17 protein-coding genes and 3 rRNA genes are annotated in these 18,040 nt (G+C 44.9%); 3 read left to right on the top strand and 17 right to left on the bottom strand.

Annotated features, from left to right (window positions below; all coding sequences use genetic code 11):
- Positions 1-27: 27 nt before the first annotated feature.
- The 3 genes from rrf to MHI16_RS00970 form a co-directional block, all read right to left on the bottom strand.
- Positions 28-143: ribosomal RNA gene (gene rrf / locus MHI16_RS00980) — 5S ribosomal RNA — on the bottom strand.
- Positions 144-204: 61 nt separating this feature from the next.
- Positions 205-3,135 (bottom strand): 23S ribosomal RNA (locus MHI16_RS00975).
- A gap of 182 nt (positions 3,136-3,317) precedes the next feature.
- Positions 3,318-4,866 (bottom strand): 16S ribosomal RNA (locus MHI16_RS00970).
- The 16S, 23S and 5S rRNA genes sit together here, the layout of an rRNA operon.
- 378 nt (positions 4,867-5,244) lie before the next feature.
- Here MHI16_RS00970 and pdaB point away from each other — a divergent pair.
- Positions 5,245-6,009, top strand: a complete 765-nt coding sequence (gene pdaB, locus MHI16_RS00965) for a polysaccharide deacetylase family sporulation protein PdaB (protein ID WP_058015821.1) — start codon at positions 5,245-5,247, stop codon at positions 6,007-6,009.
- Here pdaB and MHI16_RS00960 read toward each other — a convergent pair.
- Positions 6,002-6,604, bottom strand: a complete 603-nt coding sequence (locus MHI16_RS00960; protein ID WP_058015820.1) for a KinB-signaling pathway activation protein — start codon at positions 6,602-6,604, stop codon at positions 6,002-6,004. The two genes, pdaB and MHI16_RS00960, sit on opposite strands and share 8 nt — an antisense overlap.
- A 90-nt stretch (positions 6,605-6,694) precedes the next feature.
- On the opposite strand from MHI16_RS00960, the gene gerD reads away from it, so the two are divergent.
- On the top strand, positions 6,695-7,273 hold the full coding sequence (gerD, locus tag MHI16_RS00955) for a spore germination lipoprotein GerD (protein WP_058015819.1): 579 nt from the start codon (positions 6,695-6,697) through the stop codon (positions 7,271-7,273).
- Between the two features lie 38 nt (positions 7,274-7,311).
- Here the strand turns inward: gerD and MHI16_RS00950 are convergent, their stop codons facing one another.
- The 3 genes from MHI16_RS00950 to MHI16_RS00940 all read right to left on the bottom strand — a co-directional run bounded on the left by MHI16_RS00950 (position 7,312) and on the right by MHI16_RS00940 (position 9,689).
- Positions 7,312-8,370 carry an Mrp/NBP35 family ATP-binding protein gene (locus MHI16_RS00950; protein ID WP_058015818.1) on the bottom strand — a complete coding sequence of 353 codons (1,059 nt, stop codon included), beginning with the start codon at positions 8,368-8,370 and terminating at the stop codon, positions 7,312-7,314.
- Positions 8,371-8,473: 103 nt separating this feature from the next.
- Positions 8,474-9,187, bottom strand: coding sequence for an N-acetylmuramoyl-L-alanine amidase CwlD (gene cwlD, locus MHI16_RS00945; RefSeq protein WP_058015817.1), 714 nt, complete (start codon positions 9,185-9,187; stop codon positions 8,474-8,476).
- Between the two features lie 58 nt (positions 9,188-9,245).
- Positions 9,246-9,689: a DUF2521 family protein gene (locus MHI16_RS00940; RefSeq protein WP_058015816.1), complete on the bottom strand. Its 444-nt coding sequence runs from the start codon at positions 9,687-9,689 to the stop codon at positions 9,246-9,248.
- Positions 9,690-9,833: 144 nt separating this feature from the next.
- Here MHI16_RS00940 and MHI16_RS00935 point away from each other — a divergent pair, with 144 nt between their 5' ends.
- Positions 9,834-10,406 (top strand): DUF4825 domain-containing protein, encoded by a 573-nt coding sequence (locus MHI16_RS00935; RefSeq protein WP_058015815.1) that lies wholly within the window; start codon positions 9,834-9,836, stop codon positions 10,404-10,406.
- 34 nt (positions 10,407-10,440) lie between these two features.
- Here MHI16_RS00935 and MHI16_RS00930 read toward each other — a convergent pair whose 3' ends face one another.
- The 10 genes from MHI16_RS00930 to MHI16_RS00885 form a co-directional block, all read right to left on the bottom strand.
- Positions 10,441-11,520, bottom strand: a complete 1,080-nt coding sequence (locus MHI16_RS00930) for a serine hydrolase (protein WP_268467636.1) — start codon at positions 11,518-11,520, stop codon at positions 10,441-10,443.
- 108 nt (positions 11,521-11,628) lie between these two features.
- Entirely contained in the window at positions 11,629-12,102 is a 474-nt protein-coding gene (locus MHI16_RS00925; protein ID WP_058015814.1) for a GNAT family N-acetyltransferase, read from the bottom strand.
- A 20-nt stretch (positions 12,103-12,122) separates the two neighbouring features.
- Positions 12,123-12,869, bottom strand: a complete 747-nt coding sequence (locus MHI16_RS00920; RefSeq protein WP_058015813.1) for an amidohydrolase family protein — start codon at positions 12,867-12,869, stop codon at positions 12,123-12,125.
- A 97-nt stretch (positions 12,870-12,966) separates the two neighbouring features.
- Entirely contained in the window at positions 12,967-13,482 is a 516-nt protein-coding gene (locus MHI16_RS00915) for a GNAT family protein (protein WP_058015812.1), read from the bottom strand.
- Positions 13,483-13,671: 189 nt separating this feature from the next.
- The gene (gene rpsI, locus MHI16_RS00910; protein WP_003217273.1) at positions 13,672-14,064 is read right to left on the bottom strand and encodes a 30S ribosomal protein S9; all 393 of its coding nucleotides are present in this window, start codon (positions 14,062-14,064) and stop codon (positions 13,672-13,674) included.
- Between the two features lie 20 nt (positions 14,065-14,084).
- Positions 14,085-14,522, bottom strand: coding sequence for a 50S ribosomal protein L13 (rplM, locus tag MHI16_RS00905; protein ID WP_003217042.1), 438 nt, complete (start codon positions 14,520-14,522; stop codon positions 14,085-14,087).
- A gap of 166 nt (positions 14,523-14,688) precedes the next feature.
- Entirely contained in the window at positions 14,689-15,432 is a 744-nt protein-coding gene (gene truA / locus MHI16_RS00900) for a tRNA pseudouridine(38-40) synthase TruA (RefSeq protein ID WP_342498033.1), read from the bottom strand.
- Between the two features lie 11 nt (positions 15,433-15,443).
- On the bottom strand, positions 15,444-16,241 hold the full coding sequence (locus MHI16_RS00895; RefSeq protein WP_058015810.1) for an energy-coupling factor transporter transmembrane protein EcfT: 798 nt from the start codon (positions 16,239-16,241) through the stop codon (positions 15,444-15,446).
- Positions 16,238-17,107: an energy-coupling factor ABC transporter ATP-binding protein gene (locus MHI16_RS00890; RefSeq protein WP_044139648.1), complete on the bottom strand. Its 870-nt coding sequence runs from the start codon at positions 17,105-17,107 to the stop codon at positions 16,238-16,240. The genes MHI16_RS00895 and MHI16_RS00890 overlap by 4 nt, the downstream gene beginning before the upstream one ends.
- A complete protein-coding gene (locus tag MHI16_RS00885) occupies positions 17,083-17,925 on the bottom strand; it encodes an energy-coupling factor ABC transporter ATP-binding protein (RefSeq protein ID WP_008356549.1) in 843 nt (280 codons plus the stop codon). Before MHI16_RS00885 ends, MHI16_RS00890 begins: the two co-directional genes overlap by 25 nt.
- Between the last annotated feature and the right edge of the window lie 115 nt (positions 17,926-18,040).

Here is an 18,040-nt window from a genome sequence, read left to right as displayed (position 1 = left end):
CTTCCATTGGAAGGATATAAACAAAAAGCTTGGCGGCGTCCTACTCTCACAGGGGGAGACCCCCAACTACCATCGGCGCTGAAGAGCTTAACTTCCGTGTTCGGTATGGGAACGGGTGTGACCTCTTCGCTATCGCCACCAAACCTGATGGAGAGAATGTTCTCTCAAAACTAGATAACAATGTTCAAACTTCACATTAGAATAAAGGTTAAGTCCTCGATCTATTAGTATCTGTCAGCTCCACGTGTCACCACGCTTCCACCTCAGACCTATCAACCTGATCATCTTTCAGGGATCTTACTTCCTTGCGGAATGGGAAATCTCATCTTGAGGGGGGCTTCATGCTTAGATGCTTTCAGCACTTATCCCGTCCGCACATAGCTACCCAGCGATGCCCTTGGCAGAACAACTGGTACACCAGCGGTGCGTCCATCCCGGTCCTCTCGTACTAAGGACAGCTCCTCTCAAATTTCCTGCGCCCGCGACGGATAGGGACCGAACTGTCTCACGACGTTCTGAACCCAGCTCGCGTACCGCTTTAATGGGCGAACAGCCCAACCCTTGGGACCGACTACAGCCCCAGGATGCGATGAGCCGACATCGAGGTGCCAAACCTCCCCGTCGATGTGGACTCTTGGGGGAGATAAGCCTGTTATCCCCGGGGTAGCTTTTATCCGTTGAGCGATGGCCCTTCCATGCGGAACCACCGGATCACTAAGCCCGACTTTCGTCCCTGCTCGACTTGTAGGTCTCGCAGTCAAGCTCCCTTGTGCCTTTACACTCTGCGAATGATTTCCAACCATTCTGAGGGAACCTTTGGGCGCCTCCGTTACATTTTAGGAGGCGACCGCCCCAGTCAAACTGCCCACCTGACACTGTCTCCCTGCCCGATAAGGGCAGCGGGTTAGAAGGTCAATACAGCCAGGGTAGTATCCCACCGATGCCTCCACCGAAGCTAGCGCTCCGGTTTCCAAGGCTCCTACCTATCCTGTACAAGCTGTACCAACATTCAATATCAGGCTGCAGTAAAGCTCCACGGGGTCTTTCCGTCCTGTCGCGGGTAACCTGCATCTTCACAGGTACTATAATTTCACCGAGTCTCTCGTTGAGACAGTGCCCAGATCGTTGCGCCTTTCGTGCGGGTCGGAACTTACCCGACAAGGAATTTCGCTACCTTAGGACCGTTATAGTTACGGCCGCCGTTTACTGGGGCTTCAATTCGCACCTTCGCTTACGCTAAGCGCTCCTCTTAACCTTCCAGCACCGGGCAGGCGTCAGCCCCTATACTTCGCCTTACGGCTTCGCAGAGACCTGTGTTTTTGCTAAACAGTCGCCTGGGCCTATTCACTGCGGCTTCTCGGGGCTTTAACACCCTAAGAAGCACCCCTTCTCCCGAAGTTACGGGGTCATTTTGCCGAGTTCCTTAACGAGAGTTCTCTCGATCACCTTAGGATTCTCTCCTCGCCTACCTGTGTCGGTTTGCGGTACGGGCACCTCTCACCTCGCTAGAGGCTTTTCTTGGCAGTGTGGAATCAGGAACTTCGCTACTAAATTTCGCTCGCCATCACAGCTCAGCCTTCACGGGAAACGGATTTGCCTATTTCCCAGCCTAACTGCTTGGACGCGGATATCCAATACCGCGCTTACCCTATCCTCCTGCGTCCCCCCATTGCTCAAATGGTGAGGAGGTGGTACAGGAATATCAACCTGTTGTCCATCGCCTACGCCTTTCGGCCTCGGCTTAGGTCCCGACTAACCCTGAGCGGACGAGCCTTCCTCAGGAAACCTTAGGCATTCGGTGGACGGGATTCTCACCCGTCTTTCGCTACTCATACCGGCATTCTCACTTCTAAGCGCTCCACCAGTCCTTCCGGTCTGACTTCACAGCACTTAGAACGCTCTCCTACCACTGTTCGTAAGAACAGTCCGCAGCTTCGGTGATACGTTTAGCCCCGGTACATTTTCGGCGCAGAGTCACTCGACCAGTGAGCTATTACGCACTCTTTAAATGGTGGCTGCTTCTAAGCCAACATCCTGGTTGTCTAAGCAACTCCACATCCTTTTCCACTTAACGTATACTTTGGGACCTTAGCTGGCGGTCTGGGCTGTTTCCCTTTCGACTACGGATCTTATCACTCGCAGTCTGACTCCCAAGGATAAGTCATCGGCATTCGGAGTTTGACTGAATTCGGTAACCCGGTAGGGGCCCCTAGTCCAATCAGTGCTCTACCTCCGAGACTCTTACCTTGAGGCTAGCCCTAAAGCTATTTCGGAGAGAACCAGCTATCTCCAGGTTCGATTGGCATTTCACCCCTACCCACACCTCATCCCCGCACTTTTCAACGTGCGTGGGTTCGGGCCTCCATTCAGTGTTACCTGAACTTCACCCTGGACATGGGTAGATCACCTGGTTTCGGGTCTACGACCACGTACTCATGCGCCCTATTCAGACTCGCTTTCGCTGCGGCTCCGCATCTTCTGCTTAACCTTGCACGGGATCGTAACTCGCCGGTTCATTCTACAAAAGGCACGCCATCACCCTTTAACGGGCTCTGACTACTTGTAGGCACACGGTTTCAGGATCTATTTCACTCCCCTTCCGGGGTGCTTTTCACCTTTCCCTCACGGTACTGGTTCACTATCGGTCACTAGGGAGTATTTAGCCTTGGGAGATGGTCCTCCCGGATTCCGACGGAATTTCACGTGTTCCGCCGTACTCAGGATCCACTCTGGAGAGAACAACATTTCAGTTACAGGGCTGTTACCTTCTTTGGCGGGCCTTTCCAGACCTCTTCGCTTATATCGTTCCTTTGTAACTCCGTATAGAGTGTCCTACAACCCCAAGAGGCAAGCCTCTTGGTTTGGGCTGTTCCCGTTTCGCTCGCCGCTACTCAGGGAATCGCATTTGCTTTCTCTTCCTCCGGGTACTTAGATGTTTCAGTTCCCCGGGTATGCCTTCTCATACTCTATGTATTCAAGTATGGATACTACTCCATTACGAGCAGTGGGTTTCCCCATTCGGAAATCTCCGGATCAAAGCTTGCTTACAGCTCCCCGAAGCATATCGGTGTTCGTCCCGTCCTTCATCGGCTCCTAGTGCCAAGGCATCCACCGTGCGCCCTTTCTAACTTAACCATTTCTTACTTTAGAAAGAATCACTATGTGTGATGAACTTTGCATTGCATTCAATGTGAATGTATTACTTATTGTTATCTAGTTTTCAAAGAACAATCCTGTCTCGCTAGAGACATGTTTTGAAGGAATGATCCTTCAAAACTAAACAAGACGAAAACGCACGCTGCTCCATATATCCTTAGAAAGGAGGTGATCCAGCCGCACCTTCCGATACGGCTACCTTGTTACGACTTCACCCCAATCATCTGCCCCACCTTCGGCGGCTGGCTCCATAAAGGTTACCTCACCGACTTCGGGTGTTGCAAACTCTCGTGGTGTGACGGGCGGTGTGTACAAGGCCCGGGAACGTATTCACCGCGGCATGCTGATCCGCGATTACTAGCGATTCCAGCTTCACGCAGTCGAGTTGCAGACTGCGATCCGAACTGAGAACAGATTTATGGGATTGGCTAAACCTTGCGGTCTCGCAGCCCTTTGTTCTGTCCATTGTAGCACGTGTGTAGCCCAGGTCATAAGGGGCATGATGATTTGACGTCATCCCCACCTTCCTCCGGTTTGTCACCGGCAGTCACCTTAGAGTGCCCAACTAAATGCTGGCAACTAAGATCAAGGGTTGCGCTCGTTGCGGGACTTAACCCAACATCTCACGACACGAGCTGACGACAACCATGCACCACCTGTCACTCTGTCCCCGAAGGGAAAGCCCTATCTCTAGGGTTGTCAGAGGATGTCAAGACCTGGTAAGGTTCTTCGCGTTGCTTCGAATTAAACCACATGCTCCACCGCTTGTGCGGGCCCCCGTCAATTCCTTTGAGTTTCAGTCTTGCGACCGTACTCCCCAGGCGGAGTGCTTAATGCGTTAGCTGCAGCACTAAGGGGCGGAAACCCCCTAACACTTAGCACTCATCGTTTACGGCGTGGACTACCAGGGTATCTAATCCTGTTCGCTCCCCACGCTTTCGCTCCTCAGCGTCAGTTACAGACCAGAGAGTCGCCTTCGCCACTGGTGTTCCTCCACATCTCTACGCATTTCACCGCTACACGTGGAATTCCACTCTCCTCTTCTGCACTCAAGTTTCCCAGTTTCCAATGACCCTCCCCGGTTGAGCCGGGGGCTTTCACATCAGACTTAAGAAACCGCCTGCGAGCCCTTTACGCCCAATAATTCCGGACAACGCTTGCCACCTACGTATTACCGCGGCTGCTGGCACGTAGTTAGCCGTGGCTTTCTGGTTAGGTACCGTCAAGGTGCGAGCAGTTACTCTCGCACTTGTTCTTCCCTAACAACAGAGCTTTACGATCCGAAAACCTTCATCACTCACGCGGCGTTGCTCCGTCAGACTTTCGTCCATTGCGGAAGATTCCCTACTGCTGCCTCCCGTAGGAGTCTGGGCCGTGTCTCAGTCCCAGTGTGGCCGATCACCCTCTCAGGTCGGCTACGCATCGTCGCCTTGGTGAGCCATTACCCCACCAACTAGCTAATGCGCCGCGGGTCCATCTGTAAGTGACAGCCGAAACCGTCTTTCATCCTTGAACCATGCGGTTCAAGGAACTATCCGGTATTAGCTCCGGTTTCCCGGAGTTATCCCAGTCTTACAGGCAGGTTACCCACGTGTTACTCACCCGTCCGCCGCTAACATCCGGGAGCAAGCTCCCTTCTGTTCGCTCGACTTGCATGTATTAGGCACGCCGCCAGCGTTCGTCCTGAGCCAGGATCAAACTCTCCGAAAAAGTACAAAACCGAAGTTTTGTTTTTCGTCAGCGTTTGACTGACTACCTATGATATTTCATAGGATTTTTTTATAAAAACTCGAATTAACAGGTACGTTTTGTCTTGTTTAGTTTTCAAAGATCATCTTCGCCGTTCTTAGCGGCTTTAATAATATAACATTTCGCTTCATTTTATGTCAACAACTTTTTTCAAGTTTATTTCCCGAAGCGTTTTGTGTTTGTCACTGTGTGTCAGCGACGATTAATAATATATCACGAAAACATTCTATCGGTCAACGCCTTTTCAAAACTTTTTTTGAAATAGTTTTATTGTGCATCTCAAACCCTTGTCCTGCATACAATCAAGTAACAATCTCGGACAAGTCAGGAGTGTTTGAATTGAGTCGATTATATGTGTTGCCAATTAAACGGCTGAAGCAAGTTGTCATTATTCTTGTAGCAGCCCTTGCAGCTGCAACCTTTTTTTATGTACAAAAGGCACCGCCGCTGTCGGTATTTAAAACAGAACATGGGCCCCGAGCCATTTATAAAGGCGAGACTTCCTCAAAACATGTCTCCCTGACTTTTAATATCGGCTGGGGAGATGAGAAGGCAGTCCCAATTTTAAATGTCCTTCGAGAGCACGATATAAAGAACGCTACTTTCTTTCTGTCTGCTTCTTGGGCCGAGCGTCATCCTGATATCGTCAAACAAATTAGAGAGGACGGCCACCAAATCGGCAGCCTTGGCTATGCTTATAAAAATTATAGCCAGCTTGAAGATAGTGAAATCAAGCAAGATCTTGTCCGGGCACAAAATTCATTTCAAAAGCTTGGACTAGATGACATTCAACTATTAAGACCGCCAACTGGGCAATTTAACGAAAAAGCATTAAAAATTGCCACACAGTACGGTTATACCGTTATCCATTACAGCGTCAATTCACAGGATTGGCTGAATCCAGGCATCGATCAGATTGTTCGGAATGTAAATGATCGAATGAAAAGCGGAGACATTGTTCTCTTCCATGCCTCAGATTCAGCAACCCAAACCGCTCAAGCCTTACCCGCTATTTTGAAACAAATCAAAGAGAAGAATTTAAAAAATGTGACGGTTGGCGAACTGATCTCCAATACCAAAACAAGGTCATCGGAAGTTAAGTAGCTTTCGCCTTTGAAAACCGCGGCATAGCTAATAACTGAAACGCATTACAGCCTAATAGCGGGAATAGCATTAAATACAGCCAGTCCTCTTCGTTAACTCTAAGCGCCGGGAACCATTCTAGCGACGTGATGACAACCATGAGAAACATTGCGGAAACAAATGTTTTCTTAGAGGACTGCTGCTGTTTAAAGTAAGCCACGATCAATGCGAACACACCGATAAAGACAGGCAGCCATAGGTATGGAAGAAATGATTCATTCTCCCCGAAAAGCAAAAACCGCAAGTAAGCTAAATCAAACAGCACAAAGATCACCAGAAACAGCTGAATGGTATTCCATAAAGAATGCGACCGGAAAATCTCTAACGCAAACCGGTGCACCGTCAAAAAGACAACAAACCCCATCTGGCTAATGACACTAAAAATCATCCCCACACCAATGAACCAAAACAACACAGATGCGATTTCTAGAATGTCAAACGATATAAAAAGCTTCTGATATTTCCCCCACTCCAGCGCAAAGCCTACCACGCTTGTAATGACCGCTCCAACAGCTAGCACAGAGAAGAAAAAACGAACTAAATCCCGACTTTTCATTGAATTGATCCAACCCCTATTTTTGTTATGTATAAATTTACGTGAAACATTCATATTAAAAGTAAGACATGTATCGAAAGGAGCCACAGTATGTCAAAAGGCATCTTGCGTATAATGAGCTGTTTTCTCCTTTTATCTCTAACAGCTTGTGCTCCCAAAACCCAATCCTCATCTAATATGGACTATGACGAAACAAAGAAAATGGTCGTCGATATATTGAAGACAGATGACGGTAAAAAGGCCATTCAACAGTTATTAAATGACGAGGCAATGAATGAAGCTTTGGTAATGGATGAACAAACTGTGAAAAAAACGATAGAGAAAACACTGACTTCTGATAAAGGCAAAGAGTTCTGGAAGAAGGTCTTTGAGGATTCTAAATTTGCCGAGACTTTCGCAAAATCCATGCAGCAACAGCATGAAAAGATGTTAAAACAGTTAATGAAGGACCCTGACTATCAGCAATTGATGATGGATATTCTCAAGGATCCCGAAATGGAAAAGAAATACGGTGAACTGGTCAAAAGCAAAGAGTTCAGAAAGCACTTAGAAAAAGTTATTACGGAAACATTAAGCAGTCCTCTCTATAAGAAGAAATTCGAAGATGAGCTGAAAAAAGCAGCATCTGAAAGCAGCAGTGATTCCGGTTCACAAGGAAGCGGCAGTTAAACATCACCCGAGTGGCACAAGGTCCACTCGGGCTTTCATTATGCTTTTACTGCTAATTGTTCAATAACTTTATTCGCAATGTGTTGATACACTTCTCCCGTTGGATGACTCGCATCATAGACGGATGGAGCAAAATCATCTTCATTCCAATCAGGCTGTCTTAAAGGGATCTGACCAAGGACTGATACTCGCAGCTCCTCCGCCAGCTTGTCCCCGCCGCCCTTTCCAAAAACATATTCCTTCTCACCTGTTTTCTTGCTTTCATAGTAGCTCATATTCTCAACGACCCCCAGCACCTCGTGATCTGTTTGCAGTGCCATTGCGCCTGCTCTAGCAGCAACGAAAGCAGCTGTTGGATGCGGTGTTGTAACAATGATTTCTTTACAGCTTGGAAGCATTGTATGAATATCAAGCGCCACATCTCCCGTTCCAGGTGGAAGGTCTAATAGTAAGTAATCTAATTCTCCCCACTCGACTTCGTGGAAGAAGTTATTTAGCATTTTACCAAGCATCGGCCCTCTCCAAATGACCGGTGCATTTTCTTCAACAAAAAAGCCCATTGAAATCACTTTGACACCAAAGCGTTCCACAGGAATAATTTTTTCCCCTTTAACCGTTGGTCTGACGGTGATTCCCATCATATCCGGTACACTAAAGCCATAAATATCTGCATCAATCAGGCCGACTTTTTTCCCTAGACGGGCCAGTGCTACAGCAAGATTGACAGACACGGTGGATTTCCCAACGCCGCCCTTTCCACTCGCAATCGCTAAGAACTCAGGCGGATTTTTAGAGTTGAGCAGGTTTTCTTCCTCATCTTGTGATGGCATAAACCTTTCAAGAGTTTCCTGAGGCAGTTCTTCAAAACGAAGCCCTACTGTGTTAGCGCCCTCTGCTTTCAAAGCTTGTACGATGTCTTGCTGAAGCTTCATCTGCTCAGCAGTGCCCGTTTTGGCAATAGCCACCTTTAAGCTCACATGTTCTTTTTCAGGTTTTAGGCTGATTTCCTTGATGGCATCCAGCTCACCAAGCGGTATATGAAGGAAAGGTTCGTCCATCTTCCCAACTAGTTTTCTCACATCATCTTGTCCGATCATAGCAGAACCTCACCCTTTATTGAATTCGTTTACAATCCAAGTATATCATACATATCCTTACAATGTCTGTCCTGTTTGCCTGCGTTCAAAAGGAAAAAGCCCCTTATTCAGGCGGCTCTTTTTGCTCTGTTAAATATCTTAAAATGCCTTTATAAATGGAGGCGGCTATTTGATCTTGATATTTAGGTGTTGCCAGCTGACCGGCCTCTTTCGGATTGGAGAGAAATCCAATCTCCACAAGAGCTCCTGGCTTTGTGACATTTTGCATTAAATAGATGCCATTGATACGCTTCGCCTTTCGATCTGTGTTTTCAAGATTATTGCGTAATTCATCTTGTATGAACTTCGCTGCCTTTTCATTCTCTTCATATTTTCCGTAAAAAAACGTCTGTGCGCCGCTCCATTTGTTCGATGGGATCGCATTTAAATGAATACTTAAATAGAGATCCGCTTCAGACTCATTGATGGCTTTTACACGGTTTCTTAAATCCTCCGCTTTCTTCCGCGCATATCCCTTTGTATTCTTTGATGATAAATCAGAATCATCCTCGCGGGTCATAAGAACAAGTGCTCCCTGCTCCTGCAAATAGTCACGTATCTTCTTGGATACATCCAGTGCAATCTCTTTTTCAAGCAGTTCTCCTCCTACAGCCCCGCCATCTGGACCGCCATGACCCGGATCTAAATAGATGATCTTGCCGCTCAGAGGCAAGTTCCACGATTTCCACGAATCATCATTTAGAAATTGAAACCTGAATAAGAATAAGAGGACAATAAACCCGATTAAAAACCCTGTCCATTTCAGCTTTCTTTTCATCCCTGTCCCTCCCATACACCATTATTTTATAGATATGGGACAAGGGCTGGAAATATGCTTAGTGCAGCCGAAGCTTATGCCTTTTTTCTGATTCTCGAAAGCCTTCCTGCCACCACATGCTTAAAAAATCCTTCGCAAATGGATACAGACATGACATCTTCCGCTCCATTCGGAACATATTCGCCCACGATTGCAAACACCCTGCTAGCTCCTCAGCCAGCTCATCTTCTTCTTGAACTGATCGCTTCTTTATATCATCGAACGATTCACCGTACTTGCTTGACTCACCGTATCTCCCACCAGCTAAAAAAGCTTCAATGGCGAAATCGATACAGCCATCACTCATAATCCCAGCTGGATCATCTGCAAATGGGAACAGCTTCTTCGTGAATTTCTCAGAAGCGACCGTCACCTGTTGAAGAGACAATGTACGCAACAGCTTCTTTTCAAGCGTGACATCTCGTTTTGTTTTCAATTGATAAAATGAAAGAACCTCTGCCATAGACTGAACTCCTTTTTTCTTTGTATTGTTCGTTGGTTTGAACAAAACATGCAGTTCAGTAAATGGAAATCAATGAGCTAATGGGTTGGAAAATTGTGATAAAATGAACACTTATATAGAAAGAATGAAAAAGGGGCAAAATTCATGAAGAAGTGGATGTATATCCTATTGCTATTAACAGTCGTGTTATCTGGATGCAACAGTAAGGCGACCGAGCAGAAGAGCGACATAAAAGGAATAGAAGACATATCATTAAAACAGCTTTCCAAATACAAAAATTCCTATATTGGAGACAACCGAGCAATTGGCGCTATTTTATCAAATCTTCCAGGTAACGTGATTCGCGAGTATGAAATCATAGATGAAAAAGAGCTAAAAGTGACATATGGCTTGAAAGAAAATGGCAATTATACAGAAGAACAATTTGATACATTTTGGTTTGACAAGAAGGATACCATTGAAAAGAACTACTTATATAACGCATTGGCACTTTTTATTCTTATCGATAATGCTGAGCAAGTGACACTCAAGATAAACTCTAACGACAAACAATCCGTCACGTTTAAAAGACAAGAGCTAGAAAAAAGGCTCCCTCACTCCTTTAAAGAGTACCAAGACGATGTAGCGCTTTGGCAGAAGGAACTGGTTGATGGAGTTGTGAAGTCAAAAGAGAAACGCCAAGATGTATACAAATCGTTTCCCATGCAAAATAAATAAAACAGAGGGCTGTCTCCCTCTGTTTTTTTTTTGATTATTTAGTAAAAGCTTGAATCAATCGTTGTCGAAAGTTTTGATCCACTGCTGCAGTCAGTATAAATTCATTGAATACTTCTCCAACCCAGTGAGAATGATTCGCTTTCGGATCATTGATAAAAAAAGAAATGGATATTGATGATGTATCTGTTTTTCGATATAAAGCACCTGTAAAAACAAACAACGTTGCTCCGCCTTTATACCAAAAATATTGATCTGTTTCCTTTTTCAATGTTTCTCCCAGTACGATTTGACTAAAAAGACTCTTTTCTTCTGTTGTTAACAGCTCGTCATGAAGACGTTTCATAAAATGTGTATATTCATTGGTTGTAGACTTTGTCATCTTTTGCGTCAGTAATGATTGTATACGCCAGCTTAATAAGTTCTTTTTTTTCATTTTTTCTTCTAACGCCTTTTTATGCTTTGGGTCATTTTTCATGATATTAAAAATCTCATTCATTAGAGATTTGTATTGTTCTTCGGATACACCGCTCATTTTCTTGTATGCATCCCGCCGACGATCAGATACATAAGCGGACCACAAAAGCATTGGCGTCAGCGGCATGAGTTCATCATGTTCTGTAAGACCTGCTTGTTTCATCTGATCATTGATCCTTTCTAAATCGAGCAAGTCAATCAAATAATCCGTACAAGCATTCGAACTGAATTGCATCATCCCTTTGGCAACATCTAGTAAAGTTGCATGCTCAGAAAAATCATTGACCTCAAGCCAGTACGTGTGTGCACCACCATCTGTTCTATCAATAAAAAACTTCTCTATATCAGACAATGCCACTTTTTCATCTAGCTTGATGTCACCGCTAGAGACAGTTTTAACAAAATGAAGCAAAACCATTAATTTCACCGTACTTGCAAGTGGTGTTTTTTGATCACCATTCCAATCTAATACCACATCTTCATTTTCAATCATTGTCGCTGATACGTCCTTTTTGTTTTTCGTGACAAATGTCAAAAGATCTTCCTTTGTTTTATTCATTTCTCTTTTATACAGCCAGATTTGAACCACCACGTAAAGTATGACTGCAACTATGACAACTAGACCAACTTTGAGTAACATGTTTCTCCTTTCCAAATAACAGAGGTTTTATATATTTAATATAACAAATATTTGAAATAAAGGCACAAAAAAACAAAGGATTATGAATACCTTTGCTTCTTTGTGTGTTTATTGACGATGAATTTGCAGCTTCATCCCATCATGCGTAGCTTCAAAGCCCAACTTTTCGTAAAAACGGCGTGCATCTGGTCTCTGTTTGTCTGTTGTTAGCTGAATCAGATGACAGCCGCGGTCGCTTGCATGTTGAATAGTCTTTTTTATCAACATCGTGCCAATTCCTTTTCCTCTATGAGTCGAGGCCGTACGAACTCCTTCTATTGAAGCTCTCCATCCTCCTTGATGTGTAAGAAATGGCGTCATGGTCAATTGAAGAACACCGACAGCTTCTTCCTGATCACACGCAACAATGAGTTCAATATTTGGATCAGCATCTATTGAATGAAAGGCTTCAATATAGTTTTCTAATAATGGTTGCGTGTAACGCTCTCTTTTTTGACCTAACATATCATCCGCGAGCATGAAGACGATTTTGTCGAGATCATCCAGCTTGGCTTCTCTGAACGTCAGTTGACTGAACCCCATTGAACACACCTCCTATGAAATTATTGACCAAAATACCATTGGTGTGCGTTCTTATATAAGATGTGATCAGCTGCCTTTTCATCAAAGAGCTGTTGAATCAACTCAACATCACCGTATTCAAATGGACGCTTTGCTCTAGTGGATGGAAGGTCTGTACCAAACATCAGTGCATCAGGATTCGTTTGATAAATGGACGTCAATGCATGTTCAACGTTTAAATCGACTCGTCCAAAACCAGTTGCTTTTACCCGAACCCCTTTATCAACCAGCTTGAGCAAATGCGGCAAACCTTCTTCCGACAAGCCTAAATGATCAATCGAAACGGCTGGCAGCTGTTCAAGCGTAGATGAGATGTCAGGGAGATGCTTAGCGTCTATGTAGAGCTCACTATGCCATCCCGCCAGCTCATACACCCTTCTCGCAAAATAATCGAGCTTCGAAATATCCTCCGAACCGCCCCGCTTCACATTAAAACGTAAAGCCTTCGCCCCATGTTGATCCAAAAGAACAATCTCATCATCAGTTGCCGTAAAAGGTAATTGAGTCACACCGCAAAAAGCTGGACCCAGTTCATCCAGCGCCTTCAACAAATAGCCTTGATCAAAGCCTTGAAATGACCCTGAGACGATGGCTCCACCTACAATCCCCAGATCAGCCGTCTCTCTCCTATAATCATTCACCACATAACTAGGCGGTGTATACCCTTGGTTTTCTTGAATGGGAAAATCAAAATCAATGATATGAAAATGTGCATCAAAGATCCTCATGCGCGCGCCCCTCTTCTGCTTATTTGATCTGATTATATCAATAGCGAAAGCCAAGGGATATTTGGAATGACGAATTACTTCATATCATGAATACTTATCAAGCTTTCCATTCCTCTCGTAAGATGGCATAGTAAAACTCATCCCACCACTCATTTCCTTGTGGTATACATTTTTTAAAATATCCCTCTCTTCTCATCCCCATTTTCTCCATCACTCTCCACGATGGCACATTTTCAGGCTGACAAGTGGCAATGATTCGATGCAAATTCATTGTGCGAAAACCATGATGTAGGACAGCATAAGCCGCTTCAGATGCATAGCCTTTGTTTTGATATGCAGGATTGAAGACCCAGCCAATTTCATATGTGTGCTCACCAAAGTAAGGATGAAATGCGATATGCCCGATACATGTATGATCTTCTTTTAAAAGGACAGCAACATACTTAGCATCTTCATGAGAATTATTTTTGACAAATTCCTTCGCATCTCCTTTAGAAAATACATCTTCCGGAATATACTTCATCACGACCGGATCAGATGTATATGCATAAACATCCTGCCAATCATCATCCGTAAATGGTCGAATGAGACATCTTTCTGTCGTTAGATTCATAGGACAACCTCCATCTTTTTTAACAGAAAACTTCTATACTCATATTTTATACGTATTCAAGAGGAAGAGACCAGTCATGATCTATCACATAAAAAGCACAAAAAAAAGCACCAGCACGAAGCTGATGCTTTTTTTATAAGGTTTGTCTGTAACAAACCTTTGTAAAACGTCCATACAATATAAAATTGATTAACGTTTTGAGAACTGAGGAGCTCTACGTGCGCCTTTAAGACCGTATTTCTTACGCTCTTTCATACGAGGGTCACGAGTAAGAAGTCCAGCACGTTTAAGTGATGTACGGTACTCAGGATCTACTTCTAGAAGAGCACGAGAGATACCGTGACGAATTGCTCCAGCTTGACCAGAGAATCCACCACCGTGAACAGTTACAAGAACATCGTAGCTGTTAGCTGTTTCTGTGATGTTCAAAGGTTGTTTCACGTCTTCGATTAAAGCAGCGAATGGAATGTATTCAGTAATTTCACGATTATTAACGACGATACGGCCTTCACCTGGAACTAAGCGAACGCGCGCTACAGAACTTTTACGACGACCTGTACCGTAATATTGAACCTGTGCCAAATTGTTAACCTCCCTTATAATTAACCGCGAAGTTCGTAAACTTCAGGTTGTTGTGCTTGATGTGGATGCTCAGAACCACGGTACACATTTAATTTTTTGAACATTTGACGGCCTAATGGACCCTTTGGAAGCATACCTTTGATAGCAAGCTCCAACATTTTTTCAGGGTAGTTTGTACGCATCTCAAGAGCAGTTCTTTGTTTCAAACCACCTGGGTGCATTGTGTGACGGTAGTAAATTTTGTCCGTCAATTTCTTACCTGTTAGTTCGATTTTCTCAGCATTGATGATGATGACATGATCACCTGTATCAACGTGTGGTGTATAAGTTGGTTTGTGCTTACCGCGCAAAAGTGATGCTACTTCAGTAGAAAGACGACCTAGAGTCTTGCCTGCCGCATCAACAACTAGCCATTTGCGCTCAATTGTGCTTGCGTTCGCCATTGGTGTTGTACGCATGAGTTTCCCTCCTAAATAAATCAATGAATTTTCCTTGAATCAAATGCTACGTTCTATTTCAAAACACAAGATAAGTCTTCCGGGGCTTATTTGTGGGGTTGAAATACATACCATATGATATCTTATAACTTTCTGCTTCCTGTGTCAAGAACATGTTACACCTGGTTTAGTTGTCATAGAAAACTTCCCATAAATACAGTCCGTGACTAGGCGCAGTCTTGCCTGCCGCTTCGCGATTTCGGGCGGCAAGCATGGCTTTTATCTCATCAGGGTGGAATTTACCAGATCCGATTTCAAGTAACGTTCCAGCGATAATTCGCACCATGTTGTATAAAAAGCCATTTCCTCTCACACGCATTTCAAGCCCGTCTGAGACGTTTTCCCACTCAAGGGTGTAAATCTCCCTCACCTTGTCCTGAACCTCTGTATTGGCCGCACAAAAGCTTGTGAAATCGTGTGTGCCAATGAGGCGCCCAGCAGCTTCTCTCATTTTGACTGCATCCAGCCGGTAAGGAAAGTGGCAGGCATACTGTCTCGTGAACACATTTTGGTGCGTTTCCGTTGAGACCTTATAACGATACTCCTTCGAAACGACACTAAAACGTGCATGAAACGATTCATCCACTTCCTCAGCCTTTAGAACCCTGATGTCATCCGGCAGGAGACTATTGAGGGCAAAAGGCCATCTTTCCATCGGGATCGAGAGCGGCGTGTCGAAATGGATGACCTGCCCCTTCGCATGGACGCCGCTGTCCGTCCGGCCAGAAGCCACAATCGGAATTAGTTCATCCTGTTTATGCATTCTTGCAAGAGCCGACTCGATCTCCGTCTGTACAGTTCGCTGCCCAGGCTGCACCTGATAGCCTTTAAAATGTGTCCCATCGTAGGATACGGTACATTTGACCTTCATCTAGGAATCACCTAATTTCTCAGAAGCACAAGGAGTGCTGTTAACAGGATGAATAAGAGCAGTGTGAACGTGTCTTTCATGCCCCAGACAAGCTGACGGTATTTCGTCCGCCCCTCTCCTCCGCGGTAGCCTCTCGCTTCCATAGCGGTCGCCAGTTCCTCTGCACGCTTAAACGCACTGACGAAAAGTGGAACAAGTAAAGGAACGATGGCTTTCATGCGATCTTTAAGAGGTCCGCTTGTAAAATCAACACCTCTTGCCATTTGTGCCTTCATGATTTTGTCCGTCTCTTCTAGTAAAGTTGGAATAAACCGAAGAGAGATGGACATCATGAGAGCAAGTTCATGAACAGGCAGTTTGATTTTACGGAATGGGTGAAGCAGCTTTTCCATACCGTCTGTCACTTCTATAGGCGTTGTGGTTAACGTCAGAAGTGTCGTCATCATGATGAGATAGACAAAACGGAGAGAAATGAAAATCCCCTGCTTTAGACCTTCTTCATAAATATTTAAAAAACCAAAGTGAAATAGCAAAGCGCCATCCTTAGTCATAAAAATATGCAGAATAAAGGTAAACAGGACAATCCATAGGATCGGCTTCATTCCCTTTAGAATAAAGTATAGCGGCACCTGAGAAACCATCACCACAAGGAGGGTAAAGACACCTAAAAGCCCGTAAGTGATGTAATTATTAGCAAAAAAGACAATAAAGACAAAAAAGAAAATTGATAACAGCTTTGTCCTTGGATCAAGACGATGGACAAAGGATGTACCTGGCACATATTTGCCGATAATCATACTATCCATCATGATGTCGTGTCCTCCTGATAAAGAGCTGTTAAGGCTTCTGCCATTTCATCCATGGTCAGAAGCGGCCTTGGAAACGTAATACCCAGCTTTTCTTCTACAGTCTGCTGGAATTTAATCGTTTCTGGGAGGTCGAGACCAAACGAAGACATGTCTGTACGATTGGCAAACAATTCTCTCGGCGTACCTGTCGCCTTCACCGTTCCTTTATGCATCACAATCATTTGATCCGCATAATGAGCAGCATCCTCCATACTGTGTGTAACCAGAATCGTGGTGAGGTTTGCCTTTTGATGAAGCTCATAGAACATGTCCATGATTTCCTTACGTCCGCGTGGATCTAACCCTGCAGTCGGCTCATCCAGCACAAGCACTTCCGGTTCCATCGCTAGAACACCTGCAATCGCCACACGTCTCATTTGACCGCCGCTTAGTTCAAAGGGAGATCGAGATAATAAGGATTCAGGAAGACCAACCAGCTTCAGCATTTCCTTCGCCTTTGCTTCTGCCTTTTCCTGAGGAACACCGAAATTCATTGGTCCAAAGCAGATATCCTTAAGGATCGTTTCTTCAAAGAGCTGATGCTCAGGAAACTGAAACACGATGCCTACTTTTTTCCGGAGGGACTTTAAATCCTTCTGCTTTTTATTGGCTTGTAAGACGGTATCCCCAAGCGCAATGCTCCCCTTCGTTGGTTTGAGCAAGCCATTTAAATGCTGCAGCAACGTGGACTTGCCAGAGCCTGTATGACCAATGACAGCAACATAGCTGCCCTCTTGGATGGAAGCATTGACATCATACAAAGCGAGACGCTCAAACGGCGTTTTCATTTGATAACGATGCTCTAATTCTTTGATCGTAATGTCCATAGCTCTTTCACCAATCCTTCTTGTGTCAAATGGGCATTTGCAAGCGGTACACCTTGCTGCTTCAATTGTTTGCTCAACCGATAGGAGAATGGCAGATCAAGTCCAATTTGAACTAGCTGTTCGTCTAATTCAAAAACTTCCTCTGGGGTTCCCTCGGCAAATTTTTTCCCGCCATTCATGACAATGACCCGGTCTGCCTTGGCGGCCTCGTCTAAATCATGTGTGATGGAAATGACTGTGACCGTTCCTTGTTCCTTCAGTAGTCTAACAGTCTCTAACACTTCTTCACGGCCAATCGGATCAAGCATCGATGTTGCTTCATCCAAGATCATGATGTCAGGGCTTGCGGCAAGTACGCCTGCAATGGCGACTCTCTGCTTTTGCCCGCCTGATAGATGGTGCGGCTCTTGATCAAGAAACTCCTGCATATTGACCTGTTTGACAGCCCAATCTACACGTTCTATCATCAATTCCCGCTCAACCCCGTTATTTTCTAAACCAAAAGCCACATCATCACGAACCGTTGAGCCAACGAATTGGTTATCTGGGTTTTGAAAGACCATTCCGACCTTTTTGCGGATATCCCAGACACTCTCTTCTTTCAGCTCAATCTCTCCAACCTTGACCGTTCCAGCATCCGGTAAAATGAGCCCATTCAGTACACGGGCAAGTGTGGATTTACCTGAACCGTTATGACCAACAATGGCGAGCCATTCATTTTGATTCACATGCAATGACACTTGATCTAAAGCGGGCTTGTCCGCATCCTTGTGATAACGAAATACAATGTCCTTTACGTCAATTAATGTCTTCCCCATCTCTACCGGACCTCCTCTCAGCTCAACCTCTTCTTTGCTTCTTGCTAAAAAGCCGTAGTATCTAAAAAAGGGCATAGATCCAGTTATGAACTGTCCCGCCCTTTCTTAGATACAC

Source organism: Bacillus sp. FSL K6-0923 (assembly GCF_038630825.1).
In the GTDB taxonomy this organism is placed as follows: Bacteria; Bacillota; Bacilli; order Bacillales; family Bacillaceae; genus Bacillus; species Bacillus pumilus.
Note: the sequence above shows the minus strand (reverse complement) of the source record. Positions and strands in the feature narration are given on the sequence as shown.